The organism is Phreatobacter sp. (assembly GCF_051860605.1).
GTDB lineage: Bacteria > Pseudomonadota > Alphaproteobacteria > Rhizobiales > Phreatobacteraceae > Phreatobacter.
Genome location: NZ_JBHYDR010000001.1, coordinates 353,319 through 374,310, shown reverse-complemented (window position 1 = coordinate 374,310; position 20,992 = coordinate 353,319). Strand labels below are relative to the sequence as shown.

At 68.4% G+C, this 20,992-nt stretch carries 17 protein-coding genes; 3 read left to right on the top strand and 14 right to left on the bottom strand.

Annotation, left to right across the window (positions count from 1 at the left end; translation table 11 throughout):
• Window positions 1-3 precede the first annotated feature (3 nt).
• From ACTIFS_RS01730 to tam, 9 genes are all read right to left on the bottom strand, one after another.
• Window positions 4-2,688, bottom strand: coding sequence for a nitrate reductase (locus tag ACTIFS_RS01730; RefSeq protein ID WP_439572303.1), 2,685 nt, complete (start codon window positions 2,686-2,688; stop codon window positions 4-6).
• 1 nt (window position 2,689) lies between these two features.
• Complete coding sequence (locus ACTIFS_RS01725) at window positions 2,690-3,898, bottom strand: NAD(P)/FAD-dependent oxidoreductase (protein WP_439572302.1); 1,209 nt, start codon at window positions 3,896-3,898, stop codon at window positions 2,690-2,692.
• Between the two features lie 15 nt (window positions 3,899-3,913).
• Complete coding sequence (locus tag ACTIFS_RS01720) at window positions 3,914-4,714, bottom strand: ABC transporter ATP-binding protein (protein ID WP_439572301.1); 801 nt, start codon at window positions 4,712-4,714, stop codon at window positions 3,914-3,916.
• 10 nt (window positions 4,715-4,724) lie between these two features.
• Window positions 4,725-5,633 carry a nitrate ABC transporter permease gene (gene ntrB, locus ACTIFS_RS01715; protein WP_439572300.1) on the bottom strand — a complete coding sequence of 303 codons (909 nt, stop codon included), beginning with the start codon at window positions 5,631-5,633 and terminating at the stop codon, window positions 4,725-4,727.
• A 62-nt stretch (window positions 5,634-5,695) separates the two neighbouring features.
• Window positions 5,696-7,033, bottom strand: a complete 1,338-nt coding sequence (locus ACTIFS_RS01710) for a CmpA/NrtA family ABC transporter substrate-binding protein (protein ID WP_439572299.1) — start codon at window positions 7,031-7,033, stop codon at window positions 5,696-5,698.
• A gap of 403 nt (window positions 7,034-7,436) precedes the next feature.
• Entirely contained in the window at window positions 7,437-8,600 is a 1,164-nt protein-coding gene (locus tag ACTIFS_RS01705; protein WP_439572298.1) for a CmpA/NrtA family ABC transporter substrate-binding protein, read from the bottom strand.
• Complete coding sequence (locus ACTIFS_RS01700) at window positions 8,597-9,199, bottom strand: ANTAR domain-containing response regulator (RefSeq protein ID WP_439572297.1); 603 nt, start codon at window positions 9,197-9,199, stop codon at window positions 8,597-8,599. The genes ACTIFS_RS01705 and ACTIFS_RS01700 overlap by 4 nt, the downstream gene beginning before the upstream one ends.
• Before the next feature lie 73 nt (window positions 9,200-9,272).
• Window positions 9,273-10,025 carry an SDR family NAD(P)-dependent oxidoreductase gene (locus ACTIFS_RS01695; RefSeq protein WP_439572296.1) on the bottom strand — a complete coding sequence of 251 codons (753 nt, stop codon included), beginning with the start codon at window positions 10,023-10,025 and terminating at the stop codon, window positions 9,273-9,275.
• A 40-nt stretch (window positions 10,026-10,065) separates the two neighbouring features.
• Window positions 10,066-10,839 (bottom strand): trans-aconitate 2-methyltransferase, encoded by a 774-nt coding sequence (tam, locus tag ACTIFS_RS01690; RefSeq protein ID WP_439572295.1) that lies wholly within the window; start codon window positions 10,837-10,839, stop codon window positions 10,066-10,068.
• A 194-nt stretch (window positions 10,840-11,033) separates the two neighbouring features.
• Here tam and leuS point away from each other — a divergent pair, with 194 nt between their 5' ends.
• From leuS to holA, 3 genes are read left to right on the top strand one after another with little or no spacing between them, the layout of a single operon-like run.
• Window positions 11,034-13,649 (top strand): leucine--tRNA ligase, encoded by a 2,616-nt coding sequence (gene leuS / locus ACTIFS_RS01685; protein ID WP_439572294.1) that lies wholly within the window; start codon window positions 11,034-11,036, stop codon window positions 13,647-13,649.
• Window positions 13,636-14,178: an LPS assembly lipoprotein LptE gene (gene lptE / locus ACTIFS_RS01680; protein ID WP_439572293.1), complete on the top strand. Its 543-nt coding sequence runs from the start codon at window positions 13,636-13,638 to the stop codon at window positions 14,176-14,178. The genes leuS and lptE overlap by 14 nt, the downstream gene beginning before the upstream one ends.
• A 3-nt stretch (window positions 14,179-14,181) precedes the next feature.
• The gene (holA, locus tag ACTIFS_RS01675; RefSeq protein WP_439572292.1) at window positions 14,182-15,210 is read left to right on the top strand and encodes a DNA polymerase III subunit delta; all 1,029 of its coding nucleotides are present in this window, start codon (window positions 14,182-14,184) and stop codon (window positions 15,208-15,210) included.
• A gap of 22 nt (window positions 15,211-15,232) precedes the next feature.
• On the opposite strand, the gene ACTIFS_RS01670 is transcribed toward holA, so the two are convergent.
• From ACTIFS_RS01670 to mnmE, 5 genes are all read right to left on the bottom strand, one after another.
• Window positions 15,233-16,108 carry a ParB/RepB/Spo0J family partition protein gene (locus ACTIFS_RS01670; protein ID WP_439572291.1) on the bottom strand — a complete coding sequence of 292 codons (876 nt, stop codon included), beginning with the start codon at window positions 16,106-16,108 and terminating at the stop codon, window positions 15,233-15,235.
• A 74-nt stretch (window positions 16,109-16,182) separates the two neighbouring features.
• Entirely contained in the window at window positions 16,183-16,992 is an 810-nt protein-coding gene (locus tag ACTIFS_RS01665) for a ParA family protein (protein WP_439572290.1), read from the bottom strand.
• A gap of 24 nt (window positions 16,993-17,016) precedes the next feature.
• Entirely contained in the window at window positions 17,017-17,682 is a 666-nt protein-coding gene (gene rsmG / locus ACTIFS_RS01660; RefSeq protein WP_439572289.1) for a 16S rRNA (guanine(527)-N(7))-methyltransferase RsmG, read from the bottom strand.
• 7 nt (window positions 17,683-17,689) lie between these two features.
• Entirely contained in the window at window positions 17,690-19,555 is a 1,866-nt protein-coding gene (gene mnmG, locus ACTIFS_RS01655; protein ID WP_439572288.1) for a tRNA uridine-5-carboxymethylaminomethyl(34) synthesis enzyme MnmG, read from the bottom strand.
• Window positions 19,556-19,670: 115 nt separating this feature from the next.
• The gene (gene mnmE / locus ACTIFS_RS01650) at window positions 19,671-20,987 is read right to left on the bottom strand and encodes a tRNA uridine-5-carboxymethylaminomethyl(34) synthesis GTPase MnmE (RefSeq protein ID WP_439572287.1); all 1,317 of its coding nucleotides are present in this window, start codon (window positions 20,985-20,987) and stop codon (window positions 19,671-19,673) included.
• Between the last annotated feature and the right edge of the window lie 5 nt (window positions 20,988-20,992).

Genomic DNA, 20,992 nt, shown 5'->3' with positions numbered 1-20,992 from the left:
GCCTCATGCCGGAACCGGCCGACGCTCCGTTTCGATCAGCCGGCGGATTTCCGGGCGGCACGAGCCGCAATTGGTCCCCGCCTTCAGCGCCAGGCCGATCGCCTCGACATCGCCGGCCCCTTCCGCGATGGACTTGCGGATCGCGGTGAGGCCGACCGCGAAACAGGCGCAGATGGTCGGGCCGGGATCGGCGCTGCCGTCGACGCCACGTCCGGCGAGCAGGGTCCTGCGCGCCAGCGGGGTGAGTTCGGCGGCACCGAACTGCACCTCCAGCCAGGCCCAGGACGGGCGTCCGCCGGTGGCGAGGAACAGCACGGCATCGAGACGGCCCTCGCTGAACACGGCCGCGCGGTAGATCCCGCGGGCGGTATCGCTCATCTCGGTCAGCGTGCCCGCCTCGCCGGCAAGGCTGCGGGCGAGCGCCGGCCCGTCCACGGGAACAGGCGCGGCGATCACCGTGCCGATGCCGCCCTCCACCGCCGCGCGCGCCCAGACGAGCCCGTCCGGCAGCGCCACCGGCCCGCGCGACAGCACGAAGCCCTCCATCGCCACCGGAACCTTCGTTATCGCCGCAGGCGTTGCCTTGAGCTCGGGCTGGCCGGAAAAGGGATCGGTGAAAGGCTGGACCAGCGCGCCGACACGCGCCCGCGCCGCTGTCTCTCCGGTCCAGTGAATGGGCGCGAACAGCATGCCGCGCCTCTGGCCGTCCGACACGGCGACGCGCAGCAGCGCCTCGCCATGGTCCGAGGTCACGCGGGCGATGTCGCCGTCGGCAAGGCCGGCGTCCAGCGCATCCCCGGGATGGATTTCCACGAAGGGTTCGACGATGTGGCGGCCAAGCGTCGGCGCCCGGCCGGTGCGGGTCATGGTGTGCCACTGGTCGCGCACCCGTCCGGTATTGAGCAGGAACGGACGGGCCGGGCACGCCCCGGCCTTCAGGACCGGTGGCTCCACCGCGACGAACCGCGCCCGGCTGTCCGGCGTGAAGAAGCCTCCTGCCGCGAAGAAGCGCTTGTCGGCGGTGTCGCCCGCGCGGCGCACGGGCCATTGCACCGGTTTCAGCGCCTCGTAGCCGGCATCGGAGAGATCGGCGAACCCGCCCAGATCGAAGTCCCGCGTGCCGCCATTCTCAAAGCCGGACAGCGCGGCATGTTCGCGGAACACGCTCGCGGCATCGGGCCAGCCGAAGGCCTCGCCGAAACCGAGCCGCCCCGCCACCTCCGCAACGATCCACCAGTCCGGCCGCGCCTCGCCGGGCAGCGGCAGAAACGGCCGCTGGCGCGTGATCCGCCGCTCCGAATTGGTCACTGTGCCGTCCTTCTCGCCCCAGGCCGCGGCCGGCAGCAGGATATGGGCGCCGGAACTGACCGTGTCGTTGGAGAGCACGTTCTCCGAGACCACCAGCAGGTCGAGCCGGCCGAGCGCCTCCCGCACCGCATCGGCGCGCGGCAAGCTCGCCGCGGGATTGGTCGCCATCACCCAGAGCGCCCGGATGTCGCCGCGCGCCACCGCGTCGAACATCTGCACGGCCTTCAGGCCTTCGCGCGTCGCCATCCGCGGGGCGTTCCAGAACCGGCGCACCCGGTCCACCTCCGGCTCCGAGAAGCCCATATGGGCGGCCAGCATAGTGGCAAGCCCGCCGACCTCGCGCCCACCCATGGCGTTCGGCTGACCGGTCAGCGAGAAGGGACCCATTCCCTCCCGGCCGATGCGGCCGGTGGCGAGGTGGCAGTTCAGGATGGCCGAGACCTTGTCCGTGCCCTGCGCCGACTGGTTGACGCCCTGGCTATAAAGCGTGACCACTTTTTCGGTGGTGCGGAACCAGTCGAGAAAGCGGGCGATATCGGCTTCGCACAGCCCGGTCTGCCGGGCGACCGCCTCAAGCGTCGGCGCGATCTCGCCGGCCCGGGCCAGCGCTTCGGCAAACCCGGTCGTGTGGGCGCCGATGAAGGCGGTGTCGACCGCTCCGCTCCCGGCCAGATGCGCCAGCAGGGCCGAGAACAGCACGGTGTCCATTCCGGGCGCTATCTGGAGCACAAGATCGGCATCCGCCGCGCTGGCCGTCCGGCGCGGATCGATGACGATGATGCGGGCGCCCCGCGCGGCCTTGTTGGCGACCATGCGCTGCCAGAGGATCGGATGGCACCAGGCGGCATTGGATCCGACCAGCACCATGAGGTCGGCGCGATCCAGGTCCTCGTAGGTGCCCGGCACCGTGTCTGAGCCGAAGCCGCGCCGGTGGCCGGCCACGGACGAGGCCATGCACAGCCGCGAATTGGTGTCGACATTGGCGGTGCCGACAAAGCCCTTCATCAGCTTGTTGGCGGCATAATAGTCCTCGGTCAGCAACTGGCCGGAGAGGTAGAAGGCGGTTGCGTCCGGCCCATGGTCGCGGGCGATGCGGGCGAAACCTTCGGCCACCGCGTCGAGTGCCACTTCCCAGGACACCTGTTCGAGACTGCCGGAGCGGGTGCGCATCATCGGATGCAGCAGCCGGCCTTCCAGCGACACGGTCTCGCCCAGCGCCGACCCCTTGACGCAGAGCCGGCCGAAATTGGCCGGATGCGCCGGATCGCCGGCAATTGTCGCCCGTCCGCCCGGCGCAGCGCTCGCAAGCACCCCGCAGCCCACCCCGCAATAGGGGCAGGCGGTGGCCACCGGCTCGGGCAGGGACGGATGCAAGCTCATGTCAGGCTGCTTCCGCCAGCGCCCGTCCGAAGACGAGGTCGTCGCGCATGCGGTCGATCCGCGTGCCGCGGCGGATCATGTCGAGATACCAGAGCGCATCGCCGGTCTCGCCGAACAGCACGGCACCGGCGAGGGTGTCGTCGCGGATGACCAGCCTGCGATAGGTGCCAAGCCCCGGGTCGCGCCAGGCGATGGTCTCCGTGCCCGGTCCGCCGAGGAAATCGCCGGCGGAGAAGACCGGCACGCCGGAGACCTTCAGGTTGGTGGCCAGCACCGTGCCCGGATAGGCGGCCGGCCGGCCGGCAAGATGACGGGCGAGGATGCCGGCCTGTTCGTAGGCCGGCTCGACCAGTCCGTAGCAGGTGGCCCGGTGCTCGGCGCATTCGCCGAGGGCGTGGATGGCGGGGTCCGAGGTGGTCAGCTGGTCGTCGACGATGATCCCGCGGCCGATGGCGAGACCGCAGGCACGGGCGAGGTCCGTATTGGGGCGGATGCCCACGGCCGAGACGACGATGTCGGCGGGCAGGATGCGGCCGTCCGTCAGGCGCAGCTGCTCGACGCAGCCGTCGCCCTCCACCGCAGCCGTATCGGCCTCCAGCAGCACGGTGATGCCGCGCGCCTCCAGCGCCGCCTTCAGCATCGCGGCTGCCTCCGGATCGAGCTGGCGCTCCATCAGCCGGTCCATCAGGTGGACGAGCGTGACGCGCGTGCCGGCAAGCGCCAGACCATAGGCCGCCTCGATACCAAGAAGGCCGCCGCCGATGACTACGGCGCGGCTGGCGGGGCTTGCGGCCTCTAGCATGGCCGAAACATCGGCCTGGTCGCGGAAGGTGACGACACCCGGCAGGTCCATGCCGGCCTTCGGCAGGCGGATCGGATGCGAGCCGGTGGCCAGCACCAGCTTGGCATAGGGCACCCGGATGCCGCCTTCGAGCGTCACGGTGCGGGCATCGCGGTCGATGGCGACCGCCCTGCGGCCACAGACCAGCGTCACGCCCTGCCGCTGCCACCAGCCTTTCGGCTTCAGCTCGATCTCCTCGCGGGCGACCTCGCCGGCGAGCACGGCCGACAGCAGCACGCGGTTATAGGCAAGGCCGGGCTCGGCGCCGACCACCATCACCGCGTAGCGGCCGAGCGCCTCGCAGCCGAGCCGTTCGACGAATCGCGCGGCGGCCATGCCGTTGCCGATGACGACCAGGGGTTCGGACATGGGCGTGGTCCGGGCTCAGGCCGCCTCGACGAAGGCGTGGCGCTCGTAGAGGAACTTGAGCACCGCCTCCCGCGCCTTGATGTAGGTCGTGTTGGAGACCAGTTCGAGCCGTTTGCGCGGGCGCGGCAGCGTCACCTCCAGCACCTCGCCGATGGTCGCCGAGGGGCCGTTGGTCATCATGATGATCCGGTCGGACAGCAGCACCGCCTCGTCCACGTCATGGGTGATCATGATCATGGTGTTCTTCAGCGTCGCGTGGATCTGCATGACCGAATCCTGCAGATGCGCCCGCGTCAGCGCGTCGAGCGCGCCGAAGGGCTCGTCGAGCAGCAGGATCTTCGGCTCCATGGCCAGCGCGCGTGCAATGCCGACGCGCTGCTTCATGCCGCCGGAAATCTCGCCCGGCCGGCGGTCCCTGGCATGGGCCATGTGGACCAGCTCCAGCTTGTGCAGGGTCCATTCGTGACGCTCGGCCTTGGACCTGGCGCGCCCGAACACCTTGTCCACCGCCATGCGGACATTGTCGTAGACGGTCAGCCAGGGCAGCAGCGAATGGTTCTGGAACACCACGGCGCGGTCGGGACCCGGCGCATTGACCTCCCTGTTCTCCAGCAGCACGGCGCCTGAGGTTGCCGGCGTCAGGCCGGCGATGATGTTGAGCAGCGTGGACTTGCCGCAGCCTGAATGGCCGATGATCGAGACATATTCGCCCTTCTCGATGGCGACATTGATGTTGGCGAGCACATGGTTGGAGACCCCGCCGCGGGCAAAGGTCTTCTCGACCCCCTGAACGAGGAGATAGGGGACGTGTTTCATCGGGTCCTCCTCAGTTCGCGGCCGTGCCGCGGGTGACGATGGTGGCAAGCCCCGCGATCAGCCGGTCGAGAACGAAGCCGACAATGCCGATATAGACGAGGGCGATGATGATGTCGGACAGCTTGGACGAGTTCCACGCGTCCCAGATGAAGAAGCCGATGCCGACCCCGCCGGTCAGCATCTCGGCCGCCACGATGGCGAGCCAGGCGAGGCCGACGCCGATCCTCAACCCCGTGAAGATGTAGGGCGCGGCCGAGGGCAGCATGATCTTCCAGAAGAACTCGAACTGGTTCAGCCGCAGCACGGCCGAGACGTTGCGATAGTCCTGCGGGATGTTGCGGATGCCGACCGAGGTGTTGATCAGGATCGGCCAGATCGCCGTGATGAAGATGACGAAGATCGCGCTCGGATTGGCGTCCCGGAAGGCGGCGAGCGAGATCGGCAGCCAGGCCAGGGGCGGCACCGTGCGCAGCACCTGGAAGATCGGATCGAGCCCGCGCATGGCCCATGTCGACTGGCCCACCAGCGCGCCGACCGCAATCCCGACGATCGCCGCGAGGCCGAAGCCGATGGCCACCCGCTGCAGCGAGGTCAGCACCCGCCAGCCGAGCCCGATATCCTGGCTGCCGGCCACGAAGAAGGGATCGAGGATCAGGTCGTTGGCGTCCCTCCAGACCTGCGACGGCGGCGGCAGGGTCGCGCCCTGGCCGGAGCACAGGATCTCCCAGACGAGGAGCAGCAGCGCCAGCATGATCAGCGGCGGGACGACATTGGTCGCCACGCTCGCCAGCCTGGGGAGCAGCCAGTCTGCAGCTGTCTGTTTCGGCGGCAGGGCGAGCGTGACGACCTCGGCCGTCGTCGCCGGGACGGGCTCGGGCGGCATCGTGGTCTCCACGGCTCTCAATGCGGGACGGGACATGGGCTCTCTCTCTGGCGGAAAGGGTGGGCGCTGCCCGGCCGGACCGGGCAGCGGTCACGGCGTCAGGCGCCGGCGCGCTTGATCTTCAGCTGGCTGAGGTACTTGCCGGGATCGGCCGGATCGAAGGTCACACCGTCGAAGAAGGTCTCGACGCCGCGCGAATCCGACGTCGGCACGCCCGCGATGCCGAGCGTCCTGGCGGCGGCCAGCCACAGGTCCGATCGGTTGGTCCGGTCGACCAGCGCCTTGATGTCGGTGGTCGGCTCGAACTTGCCCCAGCGGATGTTCTCGGCGACGAACCAGGTGTCGAGGCTTTTCCAGGGATAGGAGACCGAACCGCCCTCGCCCCAGAACTTCATCCGCAAGGGCGAGTCCGACACCCTGCGGCCGAGCCCGTAATTGATATTGCCCTTCAGGCGGCCGTTGATGTCGTTGACCGGGACGTTGAACCACTGGCGCCGGCCGACGATCTGCGCCAGCTCGTCCTTGTTCTCCAGCTTCTCGCACCATTGCTGGGCTTCCATCACGGCCATCAGGATGGCCTGGGTCGCCTTCGGGTTGGCGTCCACCCAGTCGGCACGCATGCCGAGGATCTTTTCCGGGTGCTTGAACCAGACCTCTCCGGTGGTGACGGCGGTGTAGCCGATGTTCTGGTTGACCAGCTGCTCGTTCCACGGCTCGCCGACGCAGAAGCAGTCCATCGTCCCGACCTTCATGTTCGCCACCATCTGCGGCGGCGGAACGACGATCACCTTGATGTCGCTGTCGGGATCGATGCCGCCTGCGGCCAGCCAGTAGCGGATCCAAAGGTCGTGGGTGCCGCCCGGGAAGGTCATGGCGGCGGTCAGGTCCTTGCCCTGCGACCTCTTGCGCTCGAAGGCGGCCTTCAGCGGCGATGCGTCCTTGCTGATGGCAAGGTCGCGATATTCATTCGAGACCGAAATCGCCTGGCCGTCCTCGTTGAGGTTGAGGAGCGTGTACATCGGCAGGGGCTGGCCGTTCTGCATCACCTTGCCGGTAGTATAGAGATGCGTCTTCGGCCTCAGGATGTGGCCGCCATCGATGCCGTTGGCCTTCGTGCCGAGCGCCATGTTGTCGCGCGTCGCGCCCCACGAGGCCTGCTTGGCAATGTCCATGTCGGGCACGCCGTGCCGGGCGTAGAAGCCCTTCTCCTTGGCGATGATCAGCGGCGCGGCATCGGTCAGCGCGATGTAGCCGAGCTTGGTGCCCTTCACCTCAGGGCCCGCCCCTTGGGCGAAGGCACCGGCGGGAAGGGCCGCCTTTGCCGCGGCGAACAGGGCGGCGGTCGCCGCCGTCTGCTTCAGAAAAGCGCGACGGTCGGGCTGCCGGGCCGGTGTCCGGGCGGCGATCGGGGACTGTTCCTGGAAGGTCTTGGTCATTCTCATCGGTCCCGGTTGCGGCCAATGGCGCGGGTTGACGTCGGTCCTCGGGCTCGGCGCGGTTCCGCGTCCGGTCTTGTCCATGTCGCCCGGCTGGTTCCGGGCATAAAAAAACCGCCGACGTCGGTTCGATACGGACGGCACTCCGGGGAGCGCGATCCTGCCGAACGTCTGTCAGCGGCGTTGCTGATGGCCCTGCACTGGGCCGCGCCGGACGGCATGGGGACACCGTGCCGGCACAATATCCCATACAAGGGTCGTGCCAGATCGCGACGAGGCTGGAATCGTTCGCAATTACAACAGAGTGTCTATTCGGCAGGCAGCCTGCGGCGAAGGCGGGAGCGGTTGAATCGGCGCCAGTCGCCCGACCGGCTGCCGCTTCATTGTGCAGCGCACATTCCGGTCATGCCGGGCTGCGCAGCAGTCCACGACCGTCGAAGCCGGCCAGATAGGCCGCGATGGCGTCCGGATCGAAGGACGGATCCAGGCGGCTCGCCACCGGGTCGCCCGCCGGTTCGGCCCCCCCGCTGCCGGTCACCCGGTCGAACAGCCCGGCATCGGCATCGACAAAGGCGCGGACGCGGGCGAGATCGTCCTGGGCGAACCGTACCTGCCCCCAGCGCACCATCTGCGCATAGAGCCAGAGCATCCGGCCGACGCTCGGCCTGACCGCCCCGGCCAAGTCGAAGCGGATGAAATCGGGGACCTCGCGCTGAGGACCGCCCGGCGTCAGCACCAGCCGGCCCTCGATCGTGCGCAGCACCACATCGGCCGGCACGTCGAGATGCTCCGGCGCGGCAAGGATGGCGGCCAGCGCCCCGGCATTGGCCGGCTCCGCACACCAGGCGGCGCCGCGCGCCACCGCCGCCACCAGCGCGTCGCGCGCGTCGGGATCGCTCGCCGCCAGGGCATTGCCGATGGCCAGCACCTTTTCCGGCATGGCCCCGAACAAGGCCGAACTGGGGGCGACGATGCGGCCGATGCCGCGGTCGACCGCCAGCGAGTTCCATGGCGAACCGACGCAGAAGCCGTCGATTAGCCCCTTCTCCAGCGACTGGACCATCAGGGGCGGCGGGATCACCACCAGCTGGACATCCTCGGCCGGATCGAGGCCGCCGGCGGCGAACCAGGCGCGCAGGAGGTAGTTGTGGGTGGAATAGGGGAAGGTCATGGCGAAGGCCGGCGGGCTCAGGCCCGCCTCGCGGCGGCGGCGGATGGCCGCGGCGATCGGTCCCAGCGCCGCAACCGGATCGTCCGGCACCTCGCCGACCTCGTCGAGGAAGGCGGTCGACAGCGTGATGGCATTGCCGTTGAGCGCCAGCGTGAGCGGCGCCGCGATCGGCACGCGCACATGGCCAATGCCGAGCGAACCGGCGAGCGCCAGCGGCGCCAGCATGTGCGCGGCATCGAACAGGCCGACCGACAGCTTGTCGCGGATATTGGCCCAGGACACCTCGCGCACGAGGTCGAGGTCGAGGCCGGCTTCCGCCGCAAAGCCGCAGGCGCGCGCCGCGATGATCGGGGCGGCATCGGTGAGCGGGATGAACCCGACGGTGACGCGTTTCATCCCAGCATCTCCAGCCCGGTGATGACGGCCTGGGCGATTTCCCCGATCTTCTTCTTCTCGTTCATGGCCCGGCGGCGGAGGAGGGCATAGGCCTCCTCCTCCGATATGTGCTTGTGCTTCATCAGAAGGCCCTTGGCTCGCTCGACCACCTTGCGCTCCTCGAGCGCCGACTTGGCCTCGTCGAGCTCCTCGCGCAGGCGCGCAAAGGCCCCGTAGCGGGCAATGCACATGTCGAGGATCGACTTGACCCGCTCCTTCTTCAGCCCGTCCACGACATAGGCTGAGACGCCCGCATCGATCGCTTTGTTGATCATGCCGGTGTCCGACTGGTCGACGAACATGGCAACCGGCCGCTTGACCAGCCGGGAGACCTGGAAGAGCTGCTCCAGCACGTCGCGGGACGGGTTCTCCAGGTCGATGACCACCACGTCCGGATCGGCCGCATAGAGCCTGGCCAGCAGGTTGGTCATCTCGCCGATATGGACGATGCGGCTGTAGCCGGCCTCGCGCAGGCCGTCCTCGATGATCGCCGCACGCGAGCGGCTCTCGTCCACAATGGCGATGGTGAGACCCGGATCGGTCAGGGAAGGCTCCGTCATGACGTCGTCGTGATGGTGCACTGCACAAGCCGGCAGGGCAAGGCCCTGCCCGGACCCCCGCCTTCCGGCGGGCTCAATAGACCGCGCGCCCGCCAGAAATGTCGAACACCGCGCCGGTGGAGAACGCGCAGTCCTCCGAGGCCAGCCAGGCGATCAGAGCGGCCGCCTCCTCGACCTGGAGGAACCGGGCCATCGGGATCTTGGACAGCATGAAGTCGATGTGTTCCTGCTTCATCTGGTCGAAGATCTCGGTTTTCGCCGCTGCCGGGGTGATGCAGTTCACCAGGATATTGGAGGTGGCGAGCTCCTTGGCCAAGGACTTGGTAAGCCCGATCAGCCCGGCCTTGGACGCCGAGTAATGGGAGGCGTTGGGATTGCCCTCCTTGCCGGCGATCGACGAGATGTTGACGATCCGTCCGTAGCCACTCTTCAGCATGACCGGCACCACGGCCCGCGACGTCAGATAGGGTCCGACGAGGTTCACCTCGACGACGCGCCGCCAGATGTCGGGGGCCAGTTCCCAGGTCTTGCCGTTGCCGCCGGTGATGCCGGCATTGTTGACCAGGATGTCGATGCCGCCATGGGCCGCGACGGTGGCATCGGTCGCCGCCTGTACGGAGGCCTCGTCGGTGAGCTCCAAGACGTGGGTCGACACGGTGCCGCCCTGGCCGAGCGCCTCGGCCGCCGTGGCGAGTTTCGCCCCGTCCACGTCCCACAGCGCGACCTTTGCGCCCGATGCCAGCATGCGTTCGGCGGCCGCATAGCCGATGCCGCGCGCTCCGCCGGTGATGATGGCGGTGCGGCCCTTCAAATCGATTTGATTCATGGATGCTTCCTCGATGCTTGGTCTTGTCGGGAGCGCCAGCCTAGCGCGTGGCGACGATGAACAGGCGGGGAAAGGCGAGGAGGACCTTGCCGTCCGGCGCCGGTGGATAATGCGGGGCGATAGCCGCGCGGTAGGCCGCAAGATAGTCGTCCTGCTCGGACGGTTCGAGCAGGTTCAGGAACGGCCGGAGGCCCGAGCCCTTGAACCACTCCACAATGCCGCCGACACCGTCGAGCGGGTGGTTGTAGGTGGTGCGCCAGACATCGACCCGCGCCGCGTGGGGCTTGAGCAGCGCGTAATAGTCTGCCGGGGAGCCGATCGGCGTGCGCGCGCGCTCGGCTGCCGCCAGGCGGGTGGCCCAGCGTCCGGAACGGGCCACCTCGCGCATGGCCCGGTGGCTGGGCTCCTCCAGGTTGTCGGGCATCTGGATGGCGAGGCTGCCCCCTTCCGGCAACAGGCCGACGAGCCGCGGCAGGATCGCATCATGGCCGGCGATCCACTGGAACACGGCGTTGGAATAGATGATGTCGACGGGCGCGGCGGGGTCCGGCCGCCAGGTGGTCAGATCGGCAACCTCGAAACTGATGCTGCGCAGGCGCGCCCGCGCGTTGGTGATCATGTCGGGCGAGGAATCCAGCCCGATGATCTCGGCGTTCGGGAATGTCGCCAGCAGCAGTTCCGTCGTGTTGCCCGGCCCGCAGCCCAGATCGACGACGCGCCGCGGCTCGCGCGTGGGCACGCCCGCGAGCAGGTCGCGCGCCGGTCGCGTCCGCTCGTCCTCGAATTTCACATACTGCCTGGCCGACCAGTCCACGGCATCTCTCCCGTCGGTCAGTCCAGCACCCTCGCACGATGCCTGCAAGGTCTATCGCGGTCCTGCCGGACCGCCATGGGACGGGACCTCCCCGCGCACCGGCGCCAATACTCCCAAATCCTTGACCCGACGGGCTCTTTCGTGTGTTGTCCGCGCTCGCTTTTCAGCTCTCCCGGACCGCCGAACCGCCCATCATGTCGACCGAACGCTACAATGCCCGCACTGCCGAGCCGAAATGGCGCGCGGTCTGGGACGAGAAGGCCATCTTCGAGACGAAGAACACTGATCCGCGGCCGAAATATTACGTGCTCGAGATGTTCCCCTATCCATCGGGGCGCATCCACATGGGCCATGTGCGCAACTATACGATGGGCGACGTGGTGGCGCGCTACAAGCGCGCCCGTGGCTTCAACGTGCTCCATCCGATGGGCTGGGACGCCTTCGGCTTGCCGGCGGAGAATGCCGCCATGGCTTCTAAGGTCCATCCCAAGGAATGGACCTATGCCAATATCGCGACGATGAAGGCGCAGCTGAAGAGCATGGGCCTGTCGCTCGACTGGTCGCGGGAACTGGCCACCTGCGATCCCTCCTACTACCGACACCAGCAGAAGCTCTTTGCCGATTTCATGCGCGCCGGCCTGGTCGAGCGGCGCTCGGCCAAGGTGAACTGGGACCCGGTCGACCAGACCGTTCTGGCCAACGAGCAGGTCATCGATGGCCGCGGCTGGCGCTCCGGCGCTCTGGTCGAGCAGCGCGACCTGACCCAGTGGTTCCTCAAGATCACCGACTTCTCGCAGGACCTGCTCTCGGCCCTGGACGGGCTGGACCGCTGGCCCGACAAGGTGCGCCTCATGCAGCGCAACTGGATCGGCCGGTCCGAAGGCCTGATGATCCGCTGGGCCCTGAAGGACGGGACGGCGCCGGCCGGCCTGTCCGAGCTCGAGGTCTATACCACCCGTCCGGACACGCTGTTCGGCGCATCCTTCATGGCGATCGCGCCCGATCATCCGCTGGCGAGGGCGGCGGCCGCGACCAATCCGGCGCTTGCCGCCTTCTCCGACGAGTGCCGGCGCATGGGCACGTCGGTGGCGACGCTGGAGACCGCCGAGAAGCTCGGCTTCGACACCGGCATCAGGGCGATCCACCCCTTCGATCCCGCCTGGGAGGTGCCGGTCTATGTCGCCAACTTCGTGCTGATGGACTACGGCACCGGCGCCATCTTCGGCTGCCCGTCCGGCGACCAGCGCGACATCGAGTTCGCCAATGCCTATGGCCTGCCCTTTGCCACCGTGGTGAAGCCCTCCGATGCCGGCGACGACTTCGCCGTGACCGATACCGCCTATGACGGCGACGGCGTGATGATCAACTCGCGCTTCCTCAACGGCATGACCACCGGGGCTGCCTTCGAGGAGGTCGCGAGGCGCCTGGAGACGACCGCGCTCGGCAACGCCCCCGTCGCCACGCGCAAGGTCAATTTCCGCCTGCGCGACTGGCTGATCTCGCGCCAGCGCTACTGGGGCTGCCCGATCCCGGTTGTCCACTGCAAGGCCTGCGGTGCCGTGCCCCTTCCGGACGACCAGCTGCCCGTCGTGCTGCCGGACGATGCCGATTTCTCCCGGCCCGGCAATCCGCTCGATCGCCACCCGAGCTGGAAGCATGTGGCCTGCCCGTCCTGTGGCGGACCGGCTCAGCGCGAAACCGACACCATGGACACCTTCGTGGATTCGTCCTGGTACTTCGCGCGCTTCACCGATCCCTGGCGGACGAACACGCCGACCGATCCGGTCGTGGCCGATGCCTGGCTGCCGGTCGACCAGTATATCGGCGGCATCGAGCACGCGATCCTGCACCTGCTCTATTCGCGCTTTTTCGCGCGCGCCATGAAGGCGACGGGCCATGGTTTGGTCGAGGAGCCGTTCCGCGGCCTGTTCACGCAGGGCATGGTGGTCCACGAGACCTATCGCGGCCCGGATGGGGCCTATGTGACGCCCGCCGAGGTGACGATCACCGGCGAAGGCGACCAGCGCCGCGCGACGCTCAGGGGCTCGAACGCGCCCGTCGAGATCGGCTCCATCGAGAAGATGTCGAAGTCGAAGAAAAACGTCGTCGACCCCGACGACATCATCGACACCTACGGCGCCGACACCGCCCGCTGGTTCATGCTGTCGGATTCCCCGCCCGAGCGCGACGTCATCTGGACCGAGGCCGGCGTCGAGGGCGCCAGCCGCTTCGTCCAGCGTCTCTGGCGGATCGTCGGGACGATCGCGGCGCTGGAACCGTCCGCGGCCGCCACCCCGAATCCGGATGCGGCCATGGCGATCCGGCGCGCGGCCCATGTCGCTCTCGACCGGGTCGAGACCGATATCGAGCGTCTCGGCTTCAACCGCTGCGTGGCCCATATCTACACGCTCGCCAACGCCCTGACGAAAGCCCTCGACGAGCGCGGCGAAGGGCTCGCCGCCGCCACCTGTGACGCCATGAGGGAGGCTGGTGACATCCTCGTCCAGCTCGTCGCGCCGATGATGCCGCATCTGGCCGAGGAATGCTGGACCGCGCTCGGCCATTCCGGTCTCGTCGCCGAGCAGGCCTGGCCAAGCGTCGACCGGGCCATTCTGGTCGAGGACACGATCACCCTGCCCGTCCAGGTCAACGGCAAGAAGCGCGCGGACTTGACGATCGCGCGCGAGGCAGCCCAAAAGGATATCGAGGCAGCGGCCGTGGCGCTTGATGCGGTGCAGAAGGCGCTCGAGGGGCGGCCGGTGCGCAAGGTCATCGTCGTGCCACAGAGGATCGTCAATGTGGTCGGATAGGCTCCACCGTCGGCAGTTCCTGCGCCTTGCGGCCATCGCTGCCGGAACGGCCGGGCTCGCCGGATGCTTCACGCCGCTCTATGGCGACCCGCAGGTGGTGCGTGGCGGCGGCAGTGCCCAGGCGGCGCTGCGCGACCTCGAGATACCCGAGATTTCGGGCCGCACCGGCGTCGTCCTGCGCAACGAGCTCATTTTCCTGACCCAGGGCGGTGGCGGCCGCGCGGCGTCGCCGACGCATGTGCTGCGGGTCGCCCTGTCCATCGACACCGTGCCGCTGGTGCTCAACACGTCAGCCGGCCGGCCCGCGGCGCAGTCCGTCTCGCTGATCGGCAACTACATGATCACCACGGTCGGCAGCAATGAGCCGATCCACCGGGGATCGGCCTTCGCCACGGCCTCGTTCGATCGCACCGCGCAGCGTCTCGCCTCCGACCGCGCCATCGTCGAGGCGCAGGAGCGGGCCGCCAAGGAGCTGGCCGAGTCGATCGTCACCCAGGTGGCCGGCTGGTATGCCACGCGGCCGAGATAGGCCGTGACCGTCCTCAAGGGCGCGGATATCGACCGGTTCCTCGCCGCCCCCCGCCCCGACCGGCCGGTTATCCTGATCTATGGCACCGATGCCGGCCTAGTTTCCGAGCGCTGCCGGATGCTGGTGGCGGCCGCCGTCGCCGATCCCGGCGATCCCTTTGCCGTGGTGCAGATCGACGGCGACCTGCTCTCCCGCGATCCCGTGCGGCTCGTGGACGAGGCCCACACCCTGCCAATGTTCGGCGGCCGCCGCCTGATCCGCGTGAGGGCGGGCGAGCGCCCCTTCGTCGCGGCCGTGTCCCCGCTTCTGGCCGATCCGCCACGCGATTCGACCGTGCTGATCGAGGCCGGAGACCTGAAGAAGACCTCGCCGTTGCGCACGGAGGCCGAGCGCTCGCCCCATGCCGCGGTGATCGCCTGCTACCCGGACGGCGAGGCGGACCTGCGCAGGCTGATCGTCGAGGAGGCACGCAGCGCCGGCCTCACCGTCGAGCCCGCAGCCCTTGCGCACCTTGCCGGGCTTTTGGGCGGCGATCGCGCGGCCTCACGCGCGGAGATCCGCAAGATCTGCCTCTATTGCCACGGTAGCAGCACGATCACGCTGGCCGATGTCGAGGCCATCGCCGGTGACAGCCTGGATCTGGGCGCGGGCGACCTGGTCGATGCGGCGCTCGGCGGCCAGCCCGCCGAACTCGACGTCCTGATCATGCGCAGCACGGCCATGGGCCTGCCGAGCCAGCAGGTCCTGACGATTCTCGGCCGCCAGATCGCCTCGCTCCATAAGGCGCTGCTTGCTGTCGCCGAAGGCGCCTCCCGCCGGCAGGCTGCCGAACGGTTCGAGCCGCCCGTCTTCGGGCCGCGCCGCGACCGGGTGGAGCGTCAGCTCGGTCTTTGGACCCCCGCCCGGCTCGAACGCGCCATGGACAGGACCGCGGAAGCGGCGTTCGAGGCCCGCGTCAATGCCCGCATGGCCGGAATGATCGCCTCCCGCCTGCTGCTGTCGCTCGCCAATCAGGCCCAGCCACGCCGCTAGCGCGGACTCGCAGGCGATCCGGTCAGCGCTTCAGGCGCCGGCAGACCTCGTCGAGCTGATCCAGCGACTTGTAGCGGATACGCACCTCGCCGCCGGCGCCGCGATGGTCGATGCTCACCACCATGCCCAGGGAATCCGACAGGGCCTGTTCGAGCGCCTTCGTGTCGGCATCCTTCTCGGCGCGAGGCCGGCTCTGGCGCGCCTTGCCGGCGGCTTCCGCCTGCTCCTGGGCCAGTGCCTCGACCTGGCGCACGTTGAGGCCCTGCGAGACGATCTCCGAAGCGACGCGCTCCGGATCGGCATGGGCGAGCAGCGCGCGGGCATGGCCGGCCGTGATCTGCCCGTCGCGCAGATAGGCCTGCACGGGCTCCGGCAGCTTCATCAGGCGCAGCATGTTGGCGACATGACTGCGACTCTTGCCGATGATGCGGGCCAGATCGGCCTGGGCATAGCCGAACTGCTCGATCAGCTCGCTGTATCCCATCGCCTCTTCCAGCGGATTGAGGTCGCTGCGCTGGACATTCTCGATGATGGCCAGTTCCAGCGCCTCGCGATCGCCTACCTCGACCAGATGGATCGGAACCTCGTGCAGCCCCGCCTGCTGGGCGGCCCGCCAGCGCCGCTCGCCGGCGACGATCTCATAGGCATCGGCCGTGCCGGCCACCGACCGGACGACCAGCGGCTGGATGATGCCCCGTTCCTTGACCGAGGCGGCGAGCTCCTGCAGGTCCTCGTCGCGGAACAGCCGGCGCGGATTGCGCGGATTGGCGCGGATGAACTCGATGGGCACGCGGCGGGTGGCGCGGACGCGCTCGATCGCCTGCGTTTCCTCACCGACATCACCGATCAGAGCCGCAAGTCCCCGTCCCAGACGGGAGCGGGTCACCTCTTCCACCATGGGTTCTCTCCTTCGAGACGCCAACGAAACAATCTCGGCGTCGGAATCGGACCGGTCGCGAATCGAATCCATGATCAAGCCGCCCGGAGCATCTTTTCGCGCTGGATGATCTCCGAAGCCAGCCGGAGATAGGCCTGGCTGCCAACGCATTTAAGGTCATAGAGCAGCACCGGCTTGCCATAACCGGGCGCCTCCGAAACACGCACGTTCCGGGGGATGATGGTCTGGTAGACCTTGTCGCCCATGAAGCTGCGCACATCCTCGACCACCTGGGCCGAGAGATTGTTTCGGGCGTCGTACATGGTCAGCACGATGCCATGGATGGTGAGCTGCGGGTTCAGCGTCATCTTGACCTGCTCGACCGTCTTGATGAGCTGCGACAGGCCCTCCAGCGCAAAGAACTCGCATTGCAGCGGCACGAGGATCGCGTTGGCCGCTGCCATGGCGTTGATGGTGAGCAGGTTCAGCGAGGGCGGGCAGTCGATCAGCACATAGGAATAGTCGTTGGCGAGGCTTTCGATGGCGCGCCGCAGGCGGAACGCGCGGTCGCGGTGACTGGCGATCTCCAGTTCGACGCCCGAGAGATCCATGGTCGAGGGCGCAATCGCGAGGCGCGGAACCGCCGTCTCCTGAATGGTCTCGCTGAGCGTCGCGTCGCCAACCAGCACGTTGTAGGTCGACCGGCGGCGCGAGCGGCGGTCCACGCCAAGACCCGTCGACGCGTTGCCCTGCGGATCGAGGTCCAGGATCAGCACCTTCTCGCCGATGGCCGCCAGGGCCGTGCCCAGATTGATCGCCGTCGTGGTCTTGCCGACGCCGCCCTTCTGGTTGGCGAGCGCCAGCACCCGGGGACCGGAGGTGACGGAAGGAAGGGTCATCGCCATGGCAATATCCAGCGTTGCGACGGGTCAGGGCGCGTGGGGCAGGGCTCGATGGATGACAACGACGCGGCCCTGGGGATCGGTCGCGCTCGGCCTCTGTTCGAGGTCCAAACTCCAATATTTAGAGGCCAGCGTCAATTCAGACCCTACATCTTGTCCCTTGAGAAAGATGGCGGTGACGCCGGTTTTCAACAGGGGCGCGGCCAGCGACAGCAGATCCGCAAGCGGCGCGAGCGCCCGGGCGGTCACGGCATCGAGTGGTTCGGTCCAGCGTTTCGTCACGGACTCGATTCGATCGGCGTGGACGCGCGCCGGAACACCCATGCGCCGTGCCGCCTCGCGCAGGAAGGCCGCCTTGCCCTGCCGGCTCTCGATACAGTGGACGATCGCGCCCGGACGGTCGGCGATGGCGGCCGCAATGACCAGTCCGGGCAGGCCGGCCCCGGAGCCGAGATCGGCCCAGCGCGTGGCCGACGGCGCTGCCGCAAGGACCTGAAGGCTGTCAGCCACATGGCGCCGCCAGACATCGTCCAGCGTCGAGGGCGCAACCAGGTTCTTGGTCGGGTTCCATTGCCGCAGCAGGCTGACATAGACCGCGAGCCGGCGGGCTGTTTCACGTGAAACGTCGACCCCCGCCAGCCTGCCCGCCTCGACTGCGGCGCGCTCCTCCGATGAGGGGTCCAGAGCCATCATGCCCGGCCTACGCCACCGCCTGATCGCGCGCCCGGCGCGCCCAGACCGCGATCAGGGTGAGCGCCGCCGGCGTCATGCCATCGATCCGTGCTGCCTGCCCGAGCGTTGCCGGCCGGTGCCGATCCAGCTTGGTCTTGATCTCGTTGGACAGGCCGGGAACGGCGCTGACATCCCAGTCGCGCGGCAGCACGAGCGCCTCGTCGCGCCGATGGGCCTCGGCATCCGACGCCTGGCGCCGGAGATAGACGGCATATTGCGCCTCGGTAGCGATCTGCTCCGCCACCTTCGGCGGCACGCCGTCGAGTTCCGGCCAGATCGGCGAGAGGTTGTCCCAGCCGATTCCGGGGAAGGACAGAAGCTCATAGGCCGACCGGCGCGCGCCGTCGCGATTGACCGAGAGGCCGTGGCGCACCGCCTCCGTCGGCGTCAGCGACAGGGCCATCAGCCGGCCGCGCAGGGCCTCGAGTTCAGCCGTCTTGGAACGGAAGCGAATCGACCGGTCAGCTCCAACACAGCCCCATTCAAGGCCGCGTGGCGTCAGGCGCTGGTCCGCATTGTCGGCGCGCAGGCTGAGCCGGAATTCCGCCCGCGACGTGAACATGCGGTATGGCTCGGTCACACCGCGGGTCACGAGATCATCGATCATGACGCCGAGGTAGGACTCCTCCCGGCCGAAGGTCACGCCCTGACCGCCCGCGGCCGCCCGCGCGGCGTTCAAGCCGGCGGCCAGCCCTTGCGCCGCTGCCTCCTCATAGCCGGTCGTGCCATTGATCTGCCCGGCCAGGAACAGCCCGGCGATGCGCCGCGTCTCCAGCGTCGGCTCCAGCTCGCGCGGGTCGATATGGTCATACTCGATCGCATAACCGGGCTTGAGAACGCTGACATCCTCCAGGCCGGGAATGGTCCGGAGGAAAGCGTGCTGGACATCCTCCGGCAGCGAGGTGGAGAGGCCGTTCGGATAGACAGTCGGATCATCGAGGCCTTCCGGCTCCAGAAAGATCTGGTGGCCGTCCCGATCTCCGAAACGTACGACCTTGTCCTCGACCGAGGGGCAATAACGCGGCCCGACCCCCTCGATGAAACCGCCATACATGGCCGAGCGTTCCAGATTGGCGCGGATGATGGCGTGAGTTTCCGGCGTCGTCCGGGTAATGCCGCAGCGGATCTGCGGATTGGTGATCGCGGCGGTCAGGAACGAAAACGGTTCCGGGTCCGAATCGGCCTCCTGCATCTCAAGCCGGGCCCAGGCAATGGTCCGGCCATCGAGGCGAGCGGGCGTTCCGGTCTTCAGCCGGCCGAGCGCGAAGCCATGACGGGTCAGGCTCTCGGCCAGAGCCACGCTGGCCGGATCACCATCGCGGCCCGCGGCTCGCTGCCGGTCGCCGATATGGATGACCCCGCGCAGAAACGTGCCTGTCGCCACGACCAGCGCGCCGCAGGCGAGCCGGCGGCCATCCGCCAGCGCCAGCGCCGTCACGCGGCCCCCGGCCACCTCGATGGACGCAGCCTCGGCCTCGACCACCGTAAGCCCCGATTGCCCGGCAACCAGACCCTGCATGGCGGCAGCGTAGAGCTTGCGGTCGGCCTGCGTCCTCGGGCCGCGCACGGCCGGACCCTTGCGGCGGTTCAGCAGGCGGAACTGGATGCCCCCGGCATCCGCAGCACGGCCCATCAGCCCGTCGAGGGCGTCGATCTCGCGGACCAGATGCCCCTTGCCCAGACCGCCGATGGCGGGGTTGCACGACATCGCGCCGATGGTTGAAAAACGATGCGTCACAAGCGCGGTGCGCGCGCCCGCGCGCGCGGAGGCTGCCGCGGCCTCGCAGCCCGCATGCCCGCCCCCGATGACGACGACGTCAAATGTCTCACTCATGATCCGTCATCTATCGCCCAGTTGGCCTTCGGTCAAAGCCAACCTCGCCCCTCAAACGTTGCGGGTGCGAATCGAGCTGTTTCACGTGAAACACCGGGCGGATGCGAGACGACGGTCACTTGCCGATACAGAAGGAGGAGAACAGGGCATCGAGCATCTGCTCTGCGCCAATCCGCCCCGTTGCGCGCCCCAGCGCCGCAACTGCCGCCCGCAGATCCTCTGCCACGAGTTCTGCTTCCCCCAGCCAGTCCGGCCGGGCAAGCGCCGCCGAGAGGGCCTCGTTGACCTCGCGAAACACGGCCAGATGCCGCTCACGGACGATCAGCGCCGGCTCGCCCCCGCCATGCTGCGCTGCAAAATCGGCGAGATCGCGAATCAGGCCATCGAGCCCTTCGCCGGTCAGCGAGGAGATCCGATGTCTCCAGGACCCTGAGGAAGGTGGCAGCCGATCGATCTGGGTCCGAATCGACCAGACGGCAGCGTCCGCGGCCGCCACCGACGGGTCCGCGGTGGCCTGGTCTTCATCGCTCAGCCAGAGCACGAGGTCGGCCTCGGCGATCCGACGCCTGGCTCGCCGCACACCCTCCTGCTCGATCTCGTCGTCGCTGTCGCGCAGGCCCGCCATGTCGAGCAGCACGACAGCTGCTCCGCCGAGGTCCAGGTGAACCTCGAGCACATCGCGCGTGGTACCGGCGCGGGATGAGACAATGGCCACGTCGCGCTGCGCTAACGCATTGATAAGTGTGGATTTTCCCGCGTTTGGGGGACCCGCGACCGCGACCGTCAGCCCTTCGCGGATGCGACGGCCCCGCCGGCTGTCATCCAGCAGCCGGCCGACCTCCTCCTTCACGGCATCAAGACGTTCCCTGGCTGCGACCAGGGCTGTCTCGGCGACGTCGCCCTCGTCGGGAAAGTCGATGGTCGCCTCGACCAGGGCCTGGGCGCCGATCAGCCCGTCCCGGATGCTTTCCACCGCTTCGGCCATCGCGCCGGAATAATGCGTCATGGCCTGACGCCGCTGGGCCTCGGTCTCGGCCGCCAGAAGGTCGGCAAGCCCCTCGACCGCGGCAAGATCAAGCCGGCCATTCTCGAAGGCCCGGCGCGTGAATTCGCCGGGCCCGGCCAGCACGACGCCCGGAACCTGAAGGATCGCGGACAGCACGGCCGATATGACCGCCCGGCCCCCATGCACGTGAAACTCCGCCAGATCCTCGCCGGTAAAGGAGTGGGGACCCGGAAACCAGAGGACCAGGGCATCATCGAGAACAGCGCCATCGCCCGGATGGCGCAGCGAGCGGCGCACGGCACGCCGCGGTGTTGGCAGCGGTCCGGCTAGGGACCGAACCGCCTCGCCAGCCTGCAGGCCGCTCACCCGGATCACGGCAATGGCCGCCATCCCCACGGCGGTGGACAGGGCGGCAATGGTCCTCATGCCGG